The sequence below is a fragment of the Streptomyces sp. NPDC050738 genome (genome assembly GCF_040654175.1).
Taxonomy (GTDB): domain Bacteria; phylum Actinomycetota; class Actinomycetes; order Streptomycetales; family Streptomycetaceae; genus Streptomyces.
In genome coordinates this window covers 860716-882630 of sequence record NZ_JBFAHN010000001.1, presented here as the reverse complement: position 1 = coordinate 882630, position 21915 = coordinate 860716, and the positions used below count along the sequence as shown (strand labels likewise).

Below are 21915 nucleotides of genomic sequence, written 5' to 3'. Positions count from 1 at the left end.
CAACATATCTGGCGTTGACTTTTGGCACGCTGTTGAGTTCTCAAGGAACGGACGCTTCCTTTGTACTCACCCTCTCGGGCTTTCCTCCGGGCGCTCCCCTTCGGTCTTGCGTTTCCGACTCTATCAGACTTTGTTCTGTCCGATTTCCTCGGTGCCTTTCAGGTTTCCCTTTCCGGCGAGTCCGACTCTATCAGATCCTTTCGGGCCTGAAGTCCGGTTGTCTTTGCGGCTGTTGGGCCGTTCCGACGTCTCAAACTCTAGCGGTTCTTCCCGGTGACTCATAATCGAGTCTCGGTTATCAATTTCGGCATGCCGAAATTGTCCCCGGTGGGATGTCGTGCTGAGAGTTTGGTTGCCGCTTTCGCGGCGGGATGGTTGTCGAAGAACCGTTACGGCTCCGCGACAACTCGAAGAACCTTACAGAGCTGTGTCAGGGGTGTCAACCCCCGGTCAGTCGAGGTCCGTGAGGCGGCCGCCGGCGTCGGGCTGGGCGTCCTCCACGCGGCGCAGGAGGCGGATCAGCATCTCGCCCAGGGCGCCTCGATCCTTGCCGGAGAGGTCCTGGAGGAGTTCCTCCTCGAAGGTCGTGGCCGCCCGCATCGCCTCCAGCCACTTCGTACGGCCCTCGTCCGTCAGCTCGACGATGACGCGGACGCGGTTGTTCTCGTCCCGGTCGCGCGTGACCAGGCCTTCTCCCGCCATGCGGTCGATGCGGTGGGTCATGGCCGCCGGGGTGAGGCCCAGGCGCTTCGCCAGTTCGCCCGGGCCCATGCGGTACGGGGTGCCGGCCAGGACAAGGGTCTTGAGGACCTCCCACTCGGCGTTGCTGATGCCGAGCGCGGCGAGCTGGCGACCGTAGCCGACGTTCATGCGGCGGTTGAGGCGGCCCAGGGCCGTGACGACCTTCTCGACCTGGGGGTCGAGGTCGCGGAACTCGCGCTGGTACGCCGCGATCTGTTCGTCGAGGGTCGGTTCGGTCGGGTCTTCAGGCATGCCGGGGAGTATCCCACTGATACGCGGTGGCGTCTAAGTCCTTCTATGTGTATTGTTGAGGTTCTAATTTTAGTGTTGAAGTCTTTGGGCTTCAGTGCTTCACGGACTTCGACCAACCTAGGTAGGTGAGTGTGACCACCGCGATGGGCGCTGCGCTGCGCCGGATTCAGCTGGGGAACGCGCTGAGCGCGTTCGGCAATGGCTTCACCGTCCCCTTCACGTTCATCTACGTGTCCCAGGTGCGTGACCTGGGGCCGGGGACGGCCGGGGTCGTACTGATGACCTTTGCCCTGGCCGCACTGGTGGTGCTGCCCTTCACCGGGCGGGTCATCGATCAGCGCGGGCCTCTTCCCGTTGCCATCGTGGGTACGGTCACCGCCGCCACCGGGTCGCTCGGGCTCGGGCTCGGCTCCACCGCTCCTGTGCTGATCGCGGCTGCGGCCGCGCTGGGTATGGGCATCGCCGTGATTCAGCCTGCGCTCGCCACGATGATCGTGTGGTGCTCGACCACCACTACGCGGTCCCGGGCCTTTGCCACGCAGTTCTTCCTCAACAACCTGGGGCTCGGCGTCGGGGGGCTCATCGGCGGTCTCATCGTCGACACCTCCGACCCGGGATCCTTCATCCGGCTCTTCGCCATCGAGGCCGCGATGTTCCTCGTGCTCGGTGCGGTGATCGCGACCGTGAAGCTGCCGAAGGTTTCGTGGGGCGGTGAGACGGTGGAGTCCGCCAAGGCCGGCGGGGGCTGGCGGGCGCTGCTCGGGGACCGGTCCATGGTCGTGCTGTGTGCGCTGGGCTTCGTGATGTTCTTCGCCTGCTACGGGCAGTTCGAGTCCGGGCTGTCCGCGTATGCGACCGAGGTCTCGCACATTCAGCCGTCCACGCTCGGCATTGCTCTGGCCGCCAACACCGCGATGATCGTGCTGGCTCAGTTTGTCGTGCTTCGGCTTACCGAGAAGCGGCGGCGCAGCCGTGTCATCGCTCTTGTCGGGCTGATCTGGACCGTGGCCTGGCTGGCTGCCGGGGCTTCGGGGATGGTGTCCGGCGGGCATGCGATCGCGGTGACGCTGATCATTTCGACGTACGCGCTCTTCGGGCTGGGCGAGGCCATGTTGTCGCCCACCGTCGCTCCGCTGGTCGCCGATCTGGCTCCGGCGCGGATGATCGGTCAGTACAACTCGGCCTTCGCGCTGGTCAAGCAGCTGGCGCTGGCCCTTGGGCCTGCCGTCGGCGGGCTCATGGCCGGGGGCGGGTTCTTCACCGCGTACATCTGGATGCTCGTCGTCTGCTCGCTCGGCGTCAGTGTGCTCGCGGTGTGGCTGGGGCGGCGGCTCAGTCCCGTACAGGACCGGCCTTCGCTCGCCCACGCTCCCTCGCGGATCGTTGCGAGCAATGTGCCCGAGGTGGCTGTGCCTGCCGTTCAGTGAGGCAGGGCGAACTCGCACCAGACCGCTTTGCCGCCGCCCGGAGTGCGGCGGGAGCCCCAGGACGAGGCGATCGTGGCGATGATCGAGATGCCGCGGCCCGCCTCGTCCGCCGGTTCCGCGTGGCGGCGGCGCGGGAGGTGGTCGTCGCCGTCGGTCACCTCGATGATCAGGCGGCGGTCCGTGCGGCGCAGGCGCAGGCGCATGGGCGGGGTGCCGTGCTGGAGGGAATTGGCCACCAGCTCGCTGGCCGCCAGTACCCCCAGGTCGTGGAGTTCCGAGGAGAAGCGCCAGGAGGCCAGGACTCCTGAGGCGAAGGCGCGGGCTCGGGGGGCCGCTTCCACTCCGCCCAGCAGGTCCAGCGCCGCGTTGTGGAAGAGCTCGGCCGTGGCGCCCTTGCGGGAGGGGTGCTGGACCACGAGGACCGCTACGTCGTCGTCGTGTTCCGCGGTGATGTTGAGGGAGCGCATCAGGCGGTCGCAGATCGTCTGGGGGGTGCCTGTCGCACCGGACAGCGCTCGTTCGAGGGCGTCCACTCCCTCGTCGATGTCCTCGCTGCGTCGTTCCACCAGGCCGTCCGTGTAGAGGACCGCGGTGGAGCCTTCGGGCAGCGCGATCTCGCCCGAGGTGTGCATCCAGCCGCCCGTGCCGAGCGGGGGGCCTGTGTGGTCCTCGGCCTTGCGGATCGAGCCGTCCTCGTCGCGGATGAGGAGGGGGAGGTGGCCGGCCGAGGCGTAGACCAGGCGGCCTTCGGTGGGGTCGTGCACCGCGTAGATGCAGGTGGCGATCTGGCTGGCGTCGATCTCGGAGGCCAGGCCGTCCAGGAGCTGCAGGACCTCGTGGGGCGGGAGGTCCAGGCGGGCGTACGCGCGCACTGCCGTACGGAGCTGGCCCATCACTGCCGCTGCCCGGACTCCTCGGCCCATGACGTCGCCGATGACCAGGGCGGTTCGGCCCGCGCCGAGGGTGATCACGTCGTACCAGTCGCCGCCTACTGCCGCGTCCGTGCCGCCCGGCTGGTAGGTGGCCGCGATGCGCAGGTCGTCCGGCTGCTCCAACTCCTGGGGGAGGAGCGAGCGTTGGAGGGTGACGGCGGTTTCTCGGTGGCGGCGCTCGCTGGTGCGCAGGCGTTCGGCTGCCTCGGCGTGGTCGGTGACGTCGGCGGCGAAGATCAGGACGCCCGTCGTGTCGGACGCCTCGTACGGAGTGCAGGTGACCGTGTACGAGCCTTCGCCGGGCTTGGACTGCACGCGGCGGGACTTCACCGTGCGGGGCTTTCCGCTGCGCAGGACCTGGTCCATGAGCGGGAGCAGGCCCAGTTCGTCCAGCTCGGGGAGGGCTTCGGCGGCGGTGGCGCCGGTGGGGCGGGGGCCGAAGGCGGCGGCGTACGCGTCGTTCACGTACGCGATGCGGTGCTCGGGTCCGTACACGAGTGCGACGAGGGCGGGGAGGTGGCCGAGGATCTCCCGGACCGAGAGGTCGTCGAGCGCGGGGGTGAACTCGTCCTCGGACGCGAGGGCGTCCGGGTCGGGGTGCTGGGCGTACTCACCGCGGGCTGCTGGCACGGAACTGCGGTCGGCGCGCGCGGCGGCGCGGCGCGGGGTTCCGGGGAGCCGGGCGCTCCAGCGTGTGAAGTTCACTGAGATTCATGCCTCGTGTGGGTCGTTGTGGCGTCTTTGCCACGTTGGAGCAGCGGATCACTCTGTGCAGGTGTGAACCCAACCTATGGTCACACGTCCAGTGTGACCGAAGGCACTGACAATGGTCAGGGCTGCTTCTTGGGCTCGCCTCCGGCTGCCAACTCGAACTCGGCCCGGGGATGTTCCAGGGAGCCGAGGGAGACGATCTCGCGCTTGAAGAGGCCGGCGAGGGTCCATTCGGCCAGGACGCGGGCCTTGCGGTTGAAGGTGGGGACGCGGCTCAGGTGGTACGCCCGGTGCATGAACCAGGCCGGGTAGCCCTTGAGTTTCCGTCCGTAGACGTGGGCGACGCCCTTGTGGAGGCCGAGTGAGGCCACCGAACCCGCGTACTTGTGCTCGTAGTTCTGGAGGGGCCCGCCCCGGAGGGACGCGAGGACGTTCTCCGCGAGGACCTTGGCCTGGCGTACGGCGTGCTGGGCGTTGGGTGCGCACTCCTTGCCCGGCTCGTCGGAGGTCAGGTCGGGTACCGCTGCCGCGTCCCCTGCCGCCCAGGCGTTCTCGACGCCTTCGACGGCGAGCTGGGCCGTACAGCTGAGGCGGCCGCGTTCGTTGCGGGGGAGGTCGGAGGCGGCCAGGATCGGGTGGGGTTTGACGCCGGCCGTCCAGACCAGGGTGCGGTTGGGGAAGCGGGCGCCGTCGGAGAGGACCGCCACACGGTCCGTGCAGGACTCGAGGCGGGTCTCCAGGCGTACGTCGATGTTGCGGTTGCGGAGCTCGCGGATCGCGTACTTGCCCATCTCGTCGCCGACTTCGGGGAGGATCCGGCCGGTCGCCTCGACCAGGATCCACTTCATGTCCTCGGCCTTTACGTTGTGGTAGTAGCGGGACGCGTAGCGCGCCATGTCCTCGAGTTCGCCCAGGGCCTCGACGCCTGCGTAACCGCCGCCCACGAAGACGAAGGTGAGGGCCGCGTCGCGGATCGCGGGATCGCGGGTGGCGGAGGCGATGTCCATCTGCTCGATGACGTGGTTGCGCAGGCCGATGGCCTCTTCCACGGTCTTGAATCCGATGCCGAACTCGGCGAGGCCGGGGACCGGGAGGGTGCGGGAGACCGAGCCGGGCGCGAGGACGAGGTGGTCGTAACCGATCTCGATGGAGCCGGTGCCGTCCTCGGGGCTGGCGAGGGTGGTGACCGTGGCGGTGCGCTTCGCGTGGTCGATGCGGTCGGCCTCGCCGATGACGATCTTGCACTTGTCGAGGACGCTGCGCAGCGGGACCACGACGTGGCGCGGGGAGATCGATCCTGCGGCTGCCTCGGGGAGGAACGGCTGATAGGTCATGTACGGATCGGGGGACACGACGGTGACCTCCGCTTCACCGCTCTTCAGCTTCCGCTGCAGACGCAGAGCGGTGTACAGACCGACGTAGCCGCCGCCGACGACGAGAACGCGCACAGGTTGAGTCACTGTCCCATGACGCAACGACCGCTCGACTTTGTCCACAGCCCCGGCAAATTGTGTGACTGGGCCGGGTGGGCGCGGCGGGGCCTCAGTTCTGCTGGATGAGAGGGAAGGTGCGCAGGTCAGGGGGTGGGAAAGGGGTGGGCGGGGTGGGGGGAATCAGGAAGGTTCCACTCCATACTCCGATCGGGGGGCGCACCGTGCGGAACTACCCCCTTCTGTATTGACCCCGGCTCAACTATGTTCGTAGCTCGTCGGGGTGTCGCTTTTGGGCTCCGGCGGTCAGGCGGGGAGTCTCCGGGGGGAGACGTCATTACCGGGGGAACGCTTATGCATGTTCAGGACACTCATTGGCAGGCTGCCGCCGTATCGGCGTCGGCATCGGCGGAGAGCAACGGGCGGTCGGGATCGACCGCGCGCTCGGCGCCGCTTCGCGTGGACGCACAGCGCAATCTGGAACACGTACTGCGGGCCGCTCGCGAGGTGTTCGGCGAGCTCGGGTACGGGGCGCCGATGGAGGACGTGGCGCGCCGGGCCAGGGTCGGCGTCGGGACGGTGTACCGCCGGTTCCCGAGCAAGGACGTACTGGTGCGGCGGATCGCCGAGGAGGAGACCTCCCGGCTGACCGATCAGGCGCGTACGGCACTTGGGCAGGAAGAGGAGCCGTGGTCGGCGCTGTCGCGCTTCCTGCGGACCTCGGTGGCCTCGGGTGCGGGGCGGCTGCTGCCGCCTCAGGTCCTGCGGGTCGGTGTCGAGGAGTCCGGTGTACTGGACGACGCGGCACTCCCCTCCGAGGAGCGGGTGCCCCAGCAGCGGGTGGCCACCGGGATCCGGTTGGTCGACGGCGGCGCGGGGACCGAGGCCGAGCTGGACGACACCGGGGCGGCCGAGCTGCTCGAGGTCGTCGGTCAGCTGGTGGACCGGGCGCGGGCGGCGGGTGAGCTGCGGGGTGACGTGACCGTGGCGGACGTGCTCCTGGTGATAGCCACGGCTGCTCCTTCGCTGCCGGATGCGACGCAGCAGGCGGCGGCTTCGTCGCGGTTGCTGGACATTCTGCTGGAGGGGCTGCGGTCGCGGCCTCTGTGAGGGTTTGTGCCGGTCGGTGCATGTACGCGCCGTGGGACGCCTGTTGAGCCTTCCCCGAACGGGTGAGGGTTAGTGCTCCGATTCGGGAAGTCACCCCGGATGAGTGGTTGCCGGGCCTGAATGTTCGGTCGGGGTCGGCTCTGTGCCACTCTGGCTCGGTGTTTGGGTCTGAGGGTGCGTACGGGGGCTTCCGCTATGAGCGTTGACGGGCGGGACGAGTCACCCGGTGGCGGTGAGGCGGAGGCCGGTGGGCTGCCCGCCCGCCGTGTTCCGGAACAGCGTGAAGGCGGCAGCGCGGGCGGCAGCACGAGCAGTGTGCTGCCGCCTCCGCGCGCCGCCGAACTGGGCCCCTCCGACGCCGACTTGATCGAGGAGATGCGGCTCGGCCGGGAGAATGCGGACAGCGCCTATGAGGAACTGTTCCGCCGGCACTCGGAGGCGGTGCGGCGTTATGCGCGTACCTGCTGCCGGGATGCGCACACCGCCGACGACCTGACCGCCGAGGTCTTCGCCCGGACCCTGCAGGCCGTACGGGGCGGGGCCGGTCCTCAGCAGGCCGTACGGGCCTATCTGCTGACCACCGTGCGGCGCGTCGCTGCGGCCTGGACCAAGACCGCCAAGCGCGAGCAACTGGTCGAGGATTTCGCCGTCTTCGCCGACCAGGCGGCCAGGACATCCGGGAGCGAGGTCTCCGACCAGGACACTCTGGATCTGGGCGCCGAGGTGCGGGCGATGCAGATCGCCGAGGAATCGCTCGCCATGACGGCCTTCAGGTCGCTGCCCGAGCGGTGGCAGGCGGTGCTCTGGCACACCACCGTCGAGGAGGAGTCGCCGAGCGATGTCGCCCCGCTGTTCGGGCTGACCGCCAATGCGACCGCCGTGCTGGCCAGTCGGGCCCGTGAAGGGCTCAAGCAGGCCTATCTGCAGGCGCATGTGAGTCAGGCGCTCACCAGTGGCGGGGACTGTGCGCGGTACGCGGACCGGCTGGGCGCGTATGCGCGCGGCGGGCTGCGGATGCGGGCCGAGCGCGGGCTCCGCAAGCACTTGGAGGAGTGCGCCAAGTGCCGGGTGGCCGCAGGTGAGTTGAAGGACGTCAACGCAGGGATTCCCGCGCTGCTTCCGGTCGCTGTCATCGGCTGGTTCGCCGGCGGGTTCGCGCTGAAGGCCGCCGGGATCGGGGCCGCGGGTGTGGCCGGGGCAGCCGGCGCGGGCGCCGCTGCCGCCGCCACGGGCGGCTCGTCCGCCGGTGGCGCCGCAGGTGGTGGGGCCGCCGCGGAAGGTCTCGGGGCTCCGGCGAAGGTCGCGATCGGCGCGGGCGTCGTGGTGGCTGCCGCTGCCGGGCTCGCGTACGCGCTGTCCGGGGGTGACGCACCGCCCGAGCCGAAGGCCGCACCGCCGCCCGTCGCACAGCCCGTCGTCACCCCGACGCCGACGCCCAAGCCCACTCCCCCGAAGCCGACGCCGACTCCCACACCGCCGTCTCCCACGCCTTCGCCGACGCCTCCCCCGACGCCCAAGCCGACCCCGAAGCCCACGCCCAGGCCCACGCCTCCGCCGCCGAAGCCGACGCCCAAGCCCACCCCGAAGCCGACGCCTCCCCCCGCCCCCGCCCAGTACCAGGTCAACCAGCTCGACTACTCACTCTTCGGTGACCACACCGGGCCGGAAGTGCTGCTGGGCGAGAGCAGTTGGCTGTGGCAGCGGTGGGGGATGTCCGTCGCCGATCATCGCTATGCGTACGGGGTGACCGTGCACGCCCGCTCGTCGGTGACCATCGATCTCAACCGCCAGTGCACGACGTACGACGCGATGGCCGGGGTCGACGACCTGACGATGGGACTCGGCGCGGTCCGGTTCTCGGTCTACGGGGACGGGGTGCGGCTGTGGCAGTCGCCGGTCGTGCACGGCAACGACGCGGCGGTGCCCGTGCATGTCCCGATCACCGGGGTCAGGACGATCAGGCTGGTCGTCGAACCGCACACGCCCTTCGGTTCGGTGGCGCTCGCCGACTGGGCCGAGTCGCGGATCAGCTGCCGCTGAACTCCGCTTCGAGCTGGACGCTGACCTCTTCGGGGGTCAGCGCGGCGCCGGCCGCGCGCTCGGCCTCGTAACCCTCGGTGCCGAGGGTCCGCAGGGCCTGCTCCTCGACGGTGCGCGCGAGGGTCAGTTCGGGGACGGAGCGGGGGCAGTCGGCCCGCCAGACGGTGGCGGCGGAGAGCATGCGGGCGGCGAGGGCGAGGGCTCCGGCTTCGGCGATCACCGCTGCGGCGCCCTCGGCCGTGGATGCCACCACCTGGTCCGCGCACTGCAGTTCCCATGCGGAGCGGAACGCCGACGTCATGGCGCGGGCCCCTGCCTCGGGGCCCTCCTCGTACGCGGTCAGGCGGGCGCGGACGTTGGTGAGGATCACGGTGAACTGGGGCGGCGGGGTGCCACGCGTGAGGGCGGCGACGGCCTGGTCGTGCTCGGTGTGGGCGCGGACCACGTCGTCGCGGTCGAGGGCGATGGTGGCGCGCAGCACGCTGACGAAGGCGCGGGCGTCCCAGACACCGAACTGTTCGGCCTCCTCGGACGACTCGTCGAGCGTCTTCTCCGCCTTGTCCATATCGCCGTCGCGGTAGGCGAGTTCGGCGAGGCGGCCGATCAGGAACGGGGCCTCGGCGTGGGCGCCGACCTCGCGGGCGAGGTGGAGCGCTTCCTCGTACGCCGCCCTGGCGCCCTCGATGTCGCCTCGCGCCATGCAGGCCTCGCCGGTGGCGGAGGAGACCTGGGCGCGCATCCAGCGGTCGCCCACGCGGGCGCCGAGTGCGCGGAGTTCGGCGAGGTCGTCGTCTACGCCTTCCATGCCGCCGGGCAGGTCGATGGAGACGTGCGTACGGAACATCAGGGCGATGCCGATCTCCCATTCGCCGCCGTACCGACGGCAGTTGGCGACCACGGAGTCGAGGTTCTCGCGCGCGAACTGCGGGGCTTCGTTGCCGAACATGGTGAACGGCCAGAGCAGTCCGGGGAAGCTCGCCGCTTCAGGGCCGCCGTGGGAGTAGGCGTCCTGGATCCGGGCGAGGGTGCGCTCCTCGTCGGGTCCGAGCCTCCTCTCGTGCGGGGCGGCTTCGGAGGCGAGGCAGACCAGGAGGAGGCGCAGGCGCATGCGCGGCCAGTACCGGGGGTCGTCGGTGTCGGTGGGGTCGTCTCCCATCGGAATGATGCGCTCGGTCCATTCGGCGCCCTCGCGGCGGTAGTTGCGCAGCCACCAGAACCAGCCGAGCGACTCCGTGAGGCGCAGTGCGGAGGGCTCGTCGGGGGCGGCGATGGTGTGGCGCAGGGCCGCGCGGAGGTTGTCCAGCTCCGTCTCGATGCGCCGGATCCAGGGGAGTTGGGCTCCGGAGCGGATGAGGGGGGCGGACTCCTCGGCGAGGGCGAGGTAGTGGGCGGTGTGGGCGCGGCGGGTCGCTGCGAGGGCTTCGGGGGTCTGGGCCGCGCGCTCGGTCGCGTACTCGTGGATGGTCTCCAGCATCCGGTAGCGCATGCCGGTGGGGGTGGGGGCGGTGACCAGGAGGGACTTGTCGACGAGGGCCGCCATGTCGTCGGGGGGTACGCCCACGGACTCGGCGGCGGCCAGGTCCCAGCCGCCGGCGAACACGGAGAGGGCGCGCAGGGCGGTGTGCTCGCGGGGGGAGAGGAGGTCCCAGGACCAGTCGACGACCGCGCGGAGGGTCTGCTGGCGGGGCAGGACCGTGCGGGCGCCCGAGGTGAGGAGGCGGAATCGGTCGTCGAGGCGGTCGGCGATCTGGCGGGGGGTGAGGAGGCGCAGGCGGGCCGCGGCGAGTTCGATGGCGAGCGGGAGGCCGTCGAGGCGGCGGCAGATCTCCGCGATGGCGGCGGGGGTCTGCGGGTCGTCGTCCGTATGCGGGTCGAAGTCGGGGCGGACGGCTCGGGCGCGCTCCGTGAAGAGGCGGTGGGCCGGGTCGGGCGGGAGCGGGTCGACGGGGCGGATCGATTCGCCGGGGACGCCCAGGGGTTCGCGGCTGGTCGCCAGGATGCGGAGGTCGGGGCAGCGGGTGAGGAGGGTCTCGGCGAGGGCTGCGGCCGCCTCGATGACGTGCTCGCAGTTGTCGAGGATGAGGAGGAGGGGGCGGCTTCCGCAGTAGTCGACGAGGTGGGTCATCGGGTCGTCGGCGGTGGAGGTGGCGGACATCGTCTCGCGGTCGCGGGTGAAGAGCGTCGTCTCGCGGAGGCCGAGGGCGCTGAGGACCGCACCGGGTACGGCTTCGGGGTGGTCGAGGGGGGCGAGTTCGACGAGGTGGGCGGTGGGGTCGGGGGCCGCGGCCTCTTCGGCGAGGCGGGTCTTGCCGGAGCCGCCGGGGCCGATGAGGGTGACGAGGCGGGAGGCGGTGAGGTCTTCGCGGAGGGCCGCGATGTCGGGCTCGCGGCCTACGAAGGAGGTGAGGCGGGGGCGGAGGCCGGGCCGGGGCGCGTTCGGGGCGCTGGGGGCGGGGAGTGGTGTGGCCGGTTCGCCTGTGAGCAACTCGGCGTGCAGCGCCTGGAGTTCGGGGCCCGGGTCGGTACCGAGGCCTTCGGCGAGGATGCGGCGGGTCTCCTCGTACGTGTGGAGTGCCTCGGCCGGTCGGCCCGCTGCGCGCAGGGCGCGGATGAGCTGGGCGTGGAGGGGTTCGTCGTAGGGGTGTGCGGTGGTCAGTTCCGTCAGCTCGGGGAGGAGCGCGGCGGGGTCGGCGCCCGCGCGCAGGTCCGCCTCGATACGGAGGCGGTGGGCGGCCCGGCGCTGGGCCTCGGGGCGTACGGCGTGGTCGGTGCCGTGGAGGTCGGCCAGGGCGGGGCCGCGCCAGAGGGCGAGGGCGGCGCGGAGGGTGTCCGCTGCTTCGGCGGGCGCCGCTGATTCGAGCTGGGCTGCGGCTGCGCGGGTGCGCTGCTCGAAGTCGTACAGGTCGATCTGGGTGCGGTCCGCTTCGAGGCGGTAGCCGCCGGGGGCCGAGGTGATCGCGTCCTTGCCGAGGGTGCGGCGGAGGCGGGCGATCAGCGCCTGGAGGGCGGCGGGGGCGTCGTGGGGCGGGTCGGCGCCCCAGATGTCGTCGATGAGGTCCTGGGTGGGGGTGGCGCGGCCTGCGCGCAGCGCGAGGGCCGCCAGGGCAGCGCGGAGGCGGGGGCCGCCGATGGGGAGGGCGGTGCCGTGGTCGTCTTGCGCCTCTGTGGCGCCGAGGATGAGGTACCGCACGGGGCCATTGTCGCCGGTTCGATCGGTTTACGGGGCGCGGGCCGGTGTTTCGGGGGTTCTGCCCCCGGACCTCCGCTCCTCAATCGCCGTAGCGGCTCGAATGCGCTGCGCTGAGCGCTCCCACCCCGCCCGCCACCGCCCGCTGACGCGGTGCCGCCGTCCCTGTCCAGCACGTGCCTCTGCGGGACAGCAGGCGGCGGAGCCAGAGTTCTGTGGAGATCAGGTCTGCCAGGCCGTCCAGCGGGAGCGGTTCGCCCTCCGCCGCCGCGCGCAGCGCTTTGCGGACCACTCTTGCTTCGATGAGGCCCGCGTCGGCCAGGAGCGGGGCGTCGAAGAGTTCGATCAGGGTGGACACCGAGGAGCGCAGGCCCGTACGGAACGCTGCCGCCGATGTCGCCTGGGAGGTGGCTCCCCAGCCCTGCGGGAGGTCGCGTACTCCTGCGCCCGACAGGACCGTGCGGAGGATCTCGCTGCGGGCTCCGGGGCGTACGCGGAGGGATTCGGGGAGGGCGCGGGAGGCCCGTACGACCTGGTTGTCCAGGAAGGGGGCGTGCAGGCGCTGGCTGCGGACCTCCGCCGCCTGCTCGAAGACGCGGTGGTCGGAGGCGTAGCGGGCGAGCGAGGCGCGGGCGCGGGCCTCGCCCGGTCGCTGGATCGAGGTGGGGCGGGTCGCCGACGCCTGGAGGCGCAGGGACACCTCGGCCAGCGCCTCGCCCGTCAGCCAGCGTGCCGCCGGTCCCGGGCGGGCCCAGGTGAGGGCGGCCAGGGTGGCGTCGAGGGTGGTGCCCTCGGGCGGGAAGTGGCTGGTGGCGAGCGCTCCGGACGCCGCCTCGATGCCGGTGCGGTAGGGCGTACGGGAGAGGCGGCGGGCCGCGCGGTAGAGCGTGAAGGGGAGGAGCGGGGAGCTGTTGGCGCGGGCCAGGGCGGTGACGGGGCGGAGCAGGAATCGGCGTTGACGGTCCATCAGGAGGTCGGCCAGGCGCGCCGGGTGGGCGTCCAGGACCTGGCGGGCGCCGTCGCCGACGAAGTGGTCTGCGCTGCCTGAGGAGAGGCGGCGGCGGTGGCGTTCGGCGGTGATGAGGGAGGGGCCCGGCTCGTCGGTGAGGGGGCCTGTCTCCAAGTCGGCGTAGGGGAGGGCCTCTTCGCCTGCCGCGACCACCACGTGGTGCAGGCGGGGGTTGGCCGCGATCGCGCCCGCTCGTTCCAGTTCGGGTTCGCGGCCCTGGGCGAGGAGGTCGTTGAAGGTGACGGCGAGGAGCCGTTCGCCCGCGCCCGTGCCGTGGCCGAGGATCGTTCCCGGTACACCGGGGAGGCCTGCCGCGAGGAGCGCGAGCGTCGCGGACGCGCTGCCGCCGGAGAGGTCCGCGCCGATGCCGGGTGCCGGGCCGCCCCCGCGGGCGGCGCGCCGTTCGGCGGGGCCCATGCCGGGGACGGGTCCGGGGTCGGGGAGGGGGGTTTCGGGGGCGTGGCGCGGGGCGGTGAGTCTGGCCCGTACGGCTTCCACAAGTGCGTCGCGTACGCCGTCGACCGCGGTGACGGGGTCGACTTGGGGGGCTGCCACGGCGAGGGACGCGACCGGTTCGTAGCCGGTGATCTCGCGGGAGCCCTCGCGCAGGATCAGGGCGTGGCCCGGCGGTATGCGCTTCACGCCCGCGTACGGGGTGGAGTCGCGGAGCGCTTCGGGGACGTCGGGGCAGGCCAGGAGCGCGGCCAAGTGGCCGATGTCCAGCTGGGCTTCGATGAGGTCGGCGAGGGGGAGGGCGGCTGTCGCGTACGCCGTGCCGTTCGCCCAGGGGGTGTAGAAGACGGGGCGCGCGCCGGCCAGGTCGCCGACGACGGTGACGCGGCGGCCGGTCTGTACGACCACGGTGTAGCTGCCGGGCCAGGCGGTGAGGTGGCGCAGCGCGCCGCCGCGTGCGGCGAAGAGGCCGACACGCAGTTGCTCGTCGGTGGCCGCGCAACAGCCCAGTACGGCAAGGCGCGTGAAAGGGTCGACGGAGATCACCCGGACCTCGTCGGGGCGCCAGTCGCCGACCGCCCAGAGCGGATCGGGGTCTCCCCAGAGGAGTTGGGATCCGACGGGATGGACGGTGCGGCCCTCGTGGGCCTCGCCGACGGCGCCGGCCGTCACGGCGCCAGGGCCCGCCGCACCGAAGTGCGCGGTGATGCTGCTCCACCCCACCAACCACCGCATCGCGCCGCCTCCACAGGCTGTGGACAACCAGTCGGGCACCATGCTGCCACGACAACGGCGTACAGGAGTGGCTACGGGGAGCGCGCGCCAAAAAGCGAATGCGCCCCCGGTACATGCCAGTTGGCTTCCGGAGGGGCACCTGACGAGGGTCGAGATCCGGCCAATCTGTCCGTACGTCGACGGACACCGGCGCCCACAGTCCGGGAGGCGCTGTTCGCCTCCCGGACCGGCCCGCCGCCCGCGGGGATGTAGGCGGCGGCGTCCCCCAGCCCACTGGATCCAGTGCAGTGGGCCGACCCACGCACTCCACAGGTAAGCGCTCCCCTACGGGCGGGACCAGAGCGCACGGGCAGGCGCACGGCCACACACCGGGAGCACGGAGGAGGTGTGAAGCCCGGCCGCACGGACAACAATCTCGCCATACGGAACACCGCCCCTTAACGGTAGGGATGCGGCGAACTACGCTGTGTTTACGAATGCCGCGTGCCTATGCCTGCGCGGCGGCCGTCTGTGTGTCGAGGGGTGGCGCATGTCCAGGGAGCTACGCGGGCCGAACGAAAAACTCGGCACCGTTCTCGCCCTCGCGGGAATCAGCAACGCCGGTCTGGCACGGCGGGTCAACGACCTCGGTGCGCAGCGCGGCCTGACGCTTCGTTACGACAAGACGTCGGTGGCCCGCTGGGTCTCCAAGGGCATGGTGCCCCAGGGCGCCGCGCCCCATCTGATCGCGGCGGCGATCGGGGCCAAGCTCGGCAGGCCCGTGCCGCTGCACGAAATCGGCCTGGCCGACGCCGATCCGGCCCCCGAGGTCGGGCTCGCCTTCCCGCGCGACGTCGGCGCCGCGGTGCGCTCCGCGACCGAGCTGTACCGGCTGGATCTGGCCGGGCGGCGCGCCGGCAGCGGCGGCATCTGGCAGTCGCTCGCCGGTTCCTTCGCGGTCAGCGCGTACGCGACGCCCGCCTCGCGGTGGCTGATAACACCCGCCGACTCCTCGGTCGCGCGCGATGTGGCGCGGGACGCCGACGAGACGGGGGACGCGGCCGACTCGCCGGTGCTGCGGGTCGGCCACAGCGATGTGGCCAAACTGCGGGAGGCGGCGGAGGACGCGCGGCGCTGGGACTCCAAGTACGGGGGCGGGGACTGGCGTTCGTCCATGGTCCCGGAGTGCTTACGCGTCGACGCGGCGCCGCTGCTGCTCGGTTCGTACAGCGACGAGGTCGGGCGGGGGCTCTTCGGCGCGACCGCCGAACTGACGCGCCTCGCCGGGTGGATGGCCTTCGACACGGGACAACAGGAGGCCGCGCAGCGGTACTACATCCAGGCGCTGCGCCTCGCGCGGGCTGCCGCGGACGTGCCTCTGGGCGGCTATGTGCTCGCCTCGATGTCGCTGCAGGCCGTCTACCGCGGCTTCGGCGACGAGGGCGTCGATCTGGCGCAGGCCGCCGTGGAGCGCAACCGCGGGCTCGCGACGGCACGGACCATGTCCTTCTTCCGGCTCGTGGAAGCACGGGCGCATGCGCGCGCCGGTGACTCGCCGGCCGCGGGGGCGGCGCTGAAGTCGGCCGAGGGCTGGCTGGAGCGCTCGCGCGAGGGCGACGCGGACCCGTCCTGGCTGGGCTTCTACTCGTACGACCGCTTCGCCGCGGACGCGGCCGAGTGCTACGCCGACCTGAAGGCGCCGCGCCAGGTGCGCCGCTTCACCGAGCAGGCGCTGTCGAAGCCGACCGAGGAGTTCGTGCGCTCGCACGGGCTGCGCCTGGTGGTCAGCGCCGTGGCCGAACTGGAGTCGGGGAATCTGGACGCGGCGTGTGCGGCGGGGACGCGGGCGGTGGAGGTCGCCGGGCGGATCTCGTCGGCGCGCACCACGGAGTACGTACGGGATCTCCTGCACCGCCTGGAGCCGTACGGCGACGAGCCGAGGGTCGTGGAGCTCCGGGAGCGGGCCCGCCCGCTGCTGGTCGCACCGGCGTGACCTGCGCCGCTCCCGTTGCTGGTTTACGGGCATTGTCAGTGGGCCAGTGCACTATTCGGGTGGGAGGCGGTGCGGTGTGAGGTTCGACTGCGAGGTGCTGGTCGTCGGCGGCGGGATCGTCGGTCTGTCGACGGCCCATGCGCTGGCGCAGAGCGCGCCCGGGACGCGGGTGACGGTCCTGGAGAAGGAGGCGGGCCCGGCGCGGCATCAGACCGGGCGCAACAGCGGGGTGATCCACAGCGGGGTGTACTACCGGCCGGGGTCGCTGAAGGCGCGGTTCGCGGTGAGCGGTGCGGCCGAGATGGTCAAGTTCTGCGCGGAGCACGGCATCCCGCACGAGGTCTGCGGAAAGCTGATCGTGGCGACGGGGCGGGACGAGCTGCCGCGGCTGCACGCCCTGGTGCAGCGGGGGCGGGAGAACGGAATTCCGGTGCGGGAGCTGGGTCCCGCGCAGATCATGGAGTACGAACCCGAGGTGCGGGGGCTGGCCGCGATCCACGTCTCCACGACGGGCATCGTCGACTACGGGACGGTGGCGGCGAAGCTGGCCGAGATCTCCGGGGCGGAGATCCGCTACGGCGCGGAGGTCGTGCAGATCTCCCGGCGGGACGCGGTGGGGGTCGCGGTCCGTACGGCGGACGGCACGGTGCTGCGGGCGAAGGCCCTGGTCAACTGCGCGGGACTGCACTGCGACCGGGTGGCACGGCTGGCGGGCGACGACCCCCGGATGCGGATCGTGCCCTTCCGCGGGGAGTACTACGAACTGGCCAGGCCCGAGCTGGTGCGGGGGCTCGTGTACCCGGTGCCCGACCCTGCTTTTCCCTTCCTGGGCGTCCATCTGACGCGGGGCATCGACGGCTCGGTCCACGTCGGGCCGAACGCGGTGCCGGCGCTGGCGCGCGAGGGGTACGGCTGGGGGGACGTGAGCCCGGGCGACCTGGGCGGGACGCTGAGCTGGCCGGGGTCGTGGCGCATCGCGCGGCGGCACTGGCGGTACGGAGCGGGTGAGCTGCACCGTTCGCTGTCGCGGCACGCGTTCACGGAGGCGGTGGGGCGGCTGCTGCCGGCCGTGGAGACGTCCGATCTGCGGAGGGTTCCCGCGGGGGTACGGGCTCAGGCGGTGCTGCGGGACGGGACGCTGGTGGACGACTTTCTGCTGCGGGAGGCTCCGCGGACCGTGCATGTGCTGAACGCGCCTTCGCCTGCGGCGACCGCGTCGCTGCCCATTGGGCGGGAGGTGGCGCGGCGGGTGCTGGCGGCGTTGGCAGGCTGATCTCCTTCCCGGGGGCGCTGCCCCCGGACCCCTGCCCCTCCATCGCCGGAGGAGCTCGATTCCGCGCCGGTAGAATTGGCGCATTGTGTCTGAGCAGCCCGTGAATCCCGAGCACCCCGCCCCGTACATCCGGCCCAAGGGCGAGCCCCGTTTCCCCGGTGGTCCTGCCGCCGACCCGGCGGGATCGCACCATGAGCGGCGCATCCGCAGCTTCCAGCCCCGGCGCAGCCGTGTCACCACCGGTCAGGCCGAGGCGCTGGAGCGGTTGTGGCCGCGGTGGGGCCTGGACATCGACGGACTGCGGGTCCTCGATCTCGACGCGATGTTCGACGGGCTGCCGGTCGTCCTGGAGATCGGATTCGGGATGGGCGAGGCCACCGCGCAGATGGCCGCCGACGACCCGGCCACCGGCATCCTGGCGACCGACGTCCACACCCCGGGCCAGGGCAATCTCCTGCGTCTCGCGGAAGGAGACGGGCTGTCCAACATCCGGGTGGCCAACGGCGACGCGATCATCCTGCTCCGCGAGATGCTCAAGCCGGGCGCCCTGAGCGGGCTGCGCGTCTACTTCCCCGATCCGTGGCCCAAGGCCCGCCATCACAAGCGGCGCCTGATCCAGCCCGAGTTCCTCCACCTGGCGGCGGACCGGCTCGCCCCCGGTGCCGTACTGCACTGTGCGACCGACTGGGAGCCGTACGCCGAGCAGATGCTCGACGTCCTCACCGCGCACCCGGACTTCGAGAACACCCAGGAGGACGGCGGGTACGCACCGCGGCCGGAGTTCCGTCCGCTGACCCGCTTCGAGGGGCAGGGGCTCGACAAGGGCCATGTCGTGCACGATCTGCTGTTCCGCCGCAGGTAAGGGCAAGTCCCGGGCAAAATACGGACACGGCATCGCAGTTGTCAGTGTCCCTCGTTAGGGTCAATGGGGTGTACGAGTCGACCGCGCCCCAGCCACCGCATCCGGTGGTCCCGGTGTACGAGGAGCAGCCGCTCTTCGACGCCGTGCCGGAGCGCGCCCACTGGCGGTACGCACCGCGCCGTGACTTCTGGCGCAGCAAGGCGCTCCGCGCCACCGTCGTGATCACGCTGCTCGCGCTCTCCGGCCTGGTGATCCTCGCGCTCGTACGGCAGCAGACCGGCACCGAGGGCTTCCTGGTGGGCCTCGGCCTCGCCGTGCTGCCCGTGCCGCTGCTCGTCGCGGCCTTCCGCTGGCTGGACCGGGTCGATCCAGGCCCCTGGCGCAATCTCCTCTTCGCCTTCGCCTGGGGCGCCTGCGCGGCCGCGCTGGTCGCGATCATCGCGAACTCCTTCGCGACGCACTGGATAGCCACGGCCACGGCCGATCCCGCGCACGCGGACACCCTGGGCGCCACGGTGATCGCACCGATCGTCGAGGAGAGCGCCAAGGCGACGGCGATCATGCTGATCTTCCTCTTCCGCAGACAGCACTTCACCGGGATCGTCGACGGAGTGGTCTTCGCCGGCCTCACCGCGACCGGCTTCGCCTTCACCGAGAACATCCTCTATCTGGGCAGCGCCTTCGGCGAGGACCAGTCGATGGGCTTCTCGGGCATCGCCTCGCTCACCGCTTCGACGTTCTTCATGCGGATCGTGATGGCGCCCTTCGCGCACCCGCTCTTCACGGTGATGACCGGCATCGGCTTCGGCATCGCCTCGCTCGCCCCCCGCCACCGGCGGCTGCAGCGCTGGGCGGTCCCGGTGTGCGGACTGCTCCTGGCCATGGGCATGCACGCCCTGTGGAACGGCTCGACGAAGTTCGGTGCGTACGGCTTCTACATCGTCTACGGCGCCTTCATGGTCCCCGTGTTCGGCCTGCTGACGTGGCTGGTGATCTGGACCCGCCAGCGCGAGCTGCGCACGATATCCGCCGAGCTCCCGGCGTACGCGGCGGCCGGCTGGCTCGGCGCGGCCGAACCGCTGGCCCTCTCCTCGATGCGGGCCCGCACCATGGCCAGGGATTTCGCGGGGAGTACGTACGGCGGCAAGCTCGCCGCGCGTGCGGTCAGCGAGTACGAGGCCTTCGCGACGACGCTCGCCTTCCTGCGCCACCGGGCCCACCGGGGTGCGGTGGGCCCGGACTTCATGGCCCGGGAGCAGGAGCTTCTGCACCACCTGTGGCAGCGCAAGGAGATAGCCGGGCCTGCGCTGCTGTACGCGGCGCAGGCGACCGGCAGGGTGCGGGTGCCACCGCCGTACCTGCACTACGGCGGCTACAACCCGTACCGGCAGTACTGACCCTGACCCTGCCCCTGCCCCTGCCCCTGCCCCCTACCGGCTAGGCGGAAGCCGCGGTCAGCGCCGCCACCTCGTCCTCCGTCAGCTTCAGTTCGGCCACCGCGGTCAGCGCGGGCAGCTGCTCCACCGTGCGCGCGGAGGCGATCGGCGCGGCCACGGTCGGCTGCGCGGCGAGCCAGGCCAGCGCCACGGTCGCGACCTCGGCGTCGTGCGCGGCGGCCACCTTGTCGAGCGCGTCGAGCACCTTCAGGCCCCGCTCGCTCTGCAGGTGCTTGCCGGCGCCCTCGGCGCGGGCGCTCTCGACTGCCGTGCCCGGGCGGTACTTGCCGGTGAGGAAGCCCGAGGCGAGCGCGAAATACGGGACGGAGGCCAGCTGGTGGCGTGCCGCGGTGTCCTGGAGCTCGCCCTCGTAGGTGTCGCGGGAGACCAGGTTGTAGTGCGGCTGGAGCGCGACGTACCGCGCGAGCCCCTCCCGCTCCGAGAACGCGATCGACGCGTCGAGGCGCTCGGGAGAGATGTTGGATGCGGCGATGGCCCGCACCTTGCCCGCCTTCACCAGCTCGTCGAGCGCGGTGATGATCTCCTCGACCGGGACCGTGACGTCGTCGAAGTGCGTGTAGTAGAGGTCGATGTGGTCGGTGCCCAGCCGGCGCAGCGAGTCCTCCGCGACCTTCTTGATGTTGGCGGGCGAGAGTCCCTTGTCGACCGGGTGGCCGCCGACCTTGGTCGCGACGACCACCTCGGAGCGGTTGCCCCGGGCCGCGAGCCACTTGCCGATGACGGTCTCGGACTCGCCGCCCTTGTTCCCCGGCACCCACGCGGAGTAGGAGTCCGCGGTGTCGATGAAGTTGCCGCCCGCGGCCGTGTAGGCGTCGAGCACGGCGAAGGACTGCGCCTCGTCGGCGGTCCAGCCGAAGACGTTTCCACCGAGGGCGAGCGGGAAGACGGCGAGGTCTGAGGAGCCGAGCGTACGGAGAGAAGTCATGGGTTGATCAACACCCTGTCCGGTGGTGCCTATTCCAAGCCGGTCCTGTTCCGGGTATTCCGGGCATTCCGGGTACGCCAAAACCGGCAGCCCTGGCGTCGGGGGGGTTGCCGCCAGGACTGCCGGTGTCTTGGGGAGGTGCGGGATCAGGGGTTGATGCCGCGTGCCTGGAGCCAGGCCATCGGGTCGATCGCGTCGCCGCCGCTCGGGTGCACCTCGAGGTGCAGGTGCGGGCCGGTGACGTTGCCGGTCGCACCGACCCGTCCGATGACGTCGCCCGTGGTGACCTTCTGCCCGGCGCTGACGTTCAGCGAGGACTGGTGGCAGAACCACAGCTCCGTACCGTCGTCGAGCGTGAGCACCGTGCGGTAGCCGTAACTGCCGGACCAGCCCGCCGACTTGACCGTGCCGCTGTGTACGGCCTTGATCGGGGTGCCCGTGGGGGCCGCGAAGTCGAGACCCGTGTGGTAGCCGGAGGACCACATCGAGCCCGCATCGCCGAAGTGCGAGGTGAGGGTGTACGAGGAGACCGGCAGCGAGTAACTGGCGGCCAGCTTGGCGAGACGCTCGGCCTCCGCCTTCTTCGCCGCCTCTTCCGCGGCCTTCTTCTTGGCGGCGGCCTCCTTCTTGGCGGCCGCGTCCTGCTTCGCCTTCGCCTCGGCGGCGGCCTTGTCCGCGGCTGCCTTCTGGGCCAGTGCCTTGGCCTCGGCGTCCGCGCCGGCCTGCTGCTGCTCGGCCTGCTGCAGGATCCGGGCGCGCAGCGTCTCGCCGGCGTCCGTGGTGCCCTGGCCCGAGGCGGCCGTGGTGAGGCCCGAGGTGGAGAGGGGTGCCGCGTTCGTCTCCGTGTCGGAGGAGTCCGGGGCGATGTCCGCCTTGATGGCTTCCGGCAGGTGGTCGGTGACCGAGGCCGGGAGGTCGGGCAGGGATATGGAGACCGGGGCTTTGCCCTCGGCGGTGGCTATGCCGCCCGCGCCGACCGCGGCGATGACGCCGACACCCAACACCGTGGAGCTGCGGGCGAGTCCGCCGCGCTGCTTGGCGACACGGTGTCTGCCGCGTACCGGACGGACGGAGTCCTCGGTGGGGTTCCACTCGTCCCAGGTCTCACCGCCACCGTCACCCCCGAAACCGAACGAGTCATTGTCATTCGGGACATAAAGAGCCTGGGGGGCAGGGTTGTTGGACGCCACGGAGGCGTACTCCTTTCCTTCCTTCTCGCCTACCGGGTTAGCTGACGGGTTCGGAGCAGGAAGGTCTCCTACGGGCCAGGTTCAGCCCGATTCACCCCAATTGGTGGTTCCCCGGTTCCCTTGCGGAATTCGGCGCACGCGCACGGTGCCGTCTCTTGCGACGACTGGGACGACCGCGCTGCGTTATCGAACGTTAATAGACGCGGGGG

General features: G+C 71.3%; 14 protein-coding genes and 1 riboswitch. Of the genes, 7 read left to right on the top strand and 7 right to left on the bottom strand.

The genetic code is table 11. The annotated features are described in order from the left end of the window. Positions 1-450: 450 nt before the first annotated feature. Positions 451-993 (bottom strand): MarR family transcriptional regulator, encoded by a 543-nt coding sequence (locus AB0H78_RS04325; protein WP_363232677.1) that lies wholly within the window; start codon positions 991-993, stop codon positions 451-453. A 131-nt stretch (positions 994-1124) separates the two neighbouring features. Here AB0H78_RS04325 and AB0H78_RS04320 point away from each other — a divergent pair, with 131 nt between their 5' ends. After that, positions 1125-2420: an MFS transporter gene (locus AB0H78_RS04320; RefSeq protein WP_363232714.1), complete on the top strand. Its 1296-nt coding sequence runs from the start codon at positions 1125-1127 to the stop codon at positions 2418-2420. Here the strand turns inward: AB0H78_RS04320 and AB0H78_RS04315 are convergent. Both AB0H78_RS04315 and AB0H78_RS04310 read right to left on the bottom strand, forming a co-directional pair. Further along, a complete protein-coding gene (locus AB0H78_RS04315; protein ID WP_363232676.1) occupies positions 2414-4057 on the bottom strand; it encodes a SpoIIE family protein phosphatase in 1644 nt (547 codons plus the stop codon). The two genes, AB0H78_RS04320 and AB0H78_RS04315, sit on opposite strands and share 7 nt — an antisense overlap. 125 nt (positions 4058-4182) lie before the next feature. Then, positions 4183-5523, bottom strand: coding sequence for an FAD-dependent oxidoreductase (locus AB0H78_RS04310; RefSeq protein ID WP_363232675.1), 1341 nt, complete (start codon positions 5521-5523; stop codon positions 4183-4185). Between the two features lie 324 nt (positions 5524-5847). Between AB0H78_RS04310 and AB0H78_RS04305 the strand changes: the two genes are divergently transcribed. Both AB0H78_RS04305 and AB0H78_RS04300 read left to right on the top strand, forming a co-directional pair. Next, positions 5848-6603, top strand: coding sequence for a helix-turn-helix domain-containing protein (locus tag AB0H78_RS04305; protein ID WP_363232674.1), 756 nt, complete (start codon positions 5848-5850; stop codon positions 6601-6603). Positions 6604-6798: 195 nt separating this feature from the next. Next, entirely contained in the window at positions 6799-8643 is a 1845-nt protein-coding gene (locus tag AB0H78_RS04300) for a sigma-70 family RNA polymerase sigma factor (RefSeq protein ID WP_363232673.1), read from the top strand. Here the strand turns inward: AB0H78_RS04300 and AB0H78_RS04295 are convergent. Both AB0H78_RS04295 and AB0H78_RS04290 read right to left on the bottom strand, forming a co-directional pair. After that, the gene (locus AB0H78_RS04295; RefSeq protein WP_363232672.1) at positions 8630-11833 is read right to left on the bottom strand and encodes a BTAD domain-containing putative transcriptional regulator; all 3204 of its coding nucleotides are present in this window, start codon (positions 11831-11833) and stop codon (positions 8630-8632) included. The two genes, AB0H78_RS04300 and AB0H78_RS04295, sit on opposite strands and share 14 nt — an antisense overlap. Positions 11834-11912: 79 nt before the next feature. Then, the gene (locus tag AB0H78_RS04290) at positions 11913-14027 is read right to left on the bottom strand and encodes an asparagine synthase-related protein (RefSeq protein ID WP_363232671.1); all 2115 of its coding nucleotides are present in this window, start codon (positions 14025-14027) and stop codon (positions 11913-11915) included. A 529-nt stretch (positions 14028-14556) separates the two neighbouring features. Here AB0H78_RS04290 and AB0H78_RS04285 point away from each other — a divergent pair. From AB0H78_RS04285 to AB0H78_RS04270, 4 genes are all read left to right on the top strand, one after another. Continuing rightward, positions 14557-15999, top strand: a complete 1443-nt coding sequence (locus AB0H78_RS04285; RefSeq protein WP_363232670.1) for an MFS transporter — start codon at positions 14557-14559, stop codon at positions 15997-15999. A 76-nt stretch (positions 16000-16075) separates the two neighbouring features. Continuing rightward, positions 16076-17272, top strand: coding sequence for an L-2-hydroxyglutarate oxidase (lhgO, locus tag AB0H78_RS04280; protein ID WP_363232669.1), 1197 nt, complete (start codon positions 16076-16078; stop codon positions 17270-17272). A gap of 85 nt (positions 17273-17357) precedes the next feature. Then, complete coding sequence (trmB, locus tag AB0H78_RS04275) at positions 17358-18134, top strand: tRNA (guanosine(46)-N7)-methyltransferase TrmB (RefSeq protein WP_363232668.1); 777 nt, start codon at positions 17358-17360, stop codon at positions 18132-18134. Between the two features lie 68 nt (positions 18135-18202). Further along, on the top strand, positions 18203-19531 hold the full coding sequence (locus tag AB0H78_RS04270) for a PrsW family intramembrane metalloprotease (RefSeq protein WP_363232667.1): 1329 nt from the start codon (positions 18203-18205) through the stop codon (positions 19529-19531). 40 nt (positions 19532-19571) lie between these two features. Here AB0H78_RS04270 and AB0H78_RS04265 read toward each other — a convergent pair whose 3' ends face one another. Next, positions 19572-20516 carry an aldo/keto reductase gene (locus AB0H78_RS04265; RefSeq protein ID WP_363232666.1) on the bottom strand — a complete coding sequence of 315 codons (945 nt, stop codon included), beginning with the start codon at positions 20514-20516 and terminating at the stop codon, positions 19572-19574. Between the two features lie 146 nt (positions 20517-20662). After that, positions 20663-21706, bottom strand: coding sequence for a M23 family metallopeptidase (locus AB0H78_RS04260; protein WP_363232665.1), 1044 nt, complete (start codon positions 21704-21706; stop codon positions 20663-20665). Positions 21707-21717: 11 nt separating this feature from the next. Further along, positions 21718-21851, bottom strand: a riboswitch (cyclic di-AMP (ydaO/yuaA leader). Between the last annotated feature and the right edge of the window lie 64 nt (positions 21852-21915).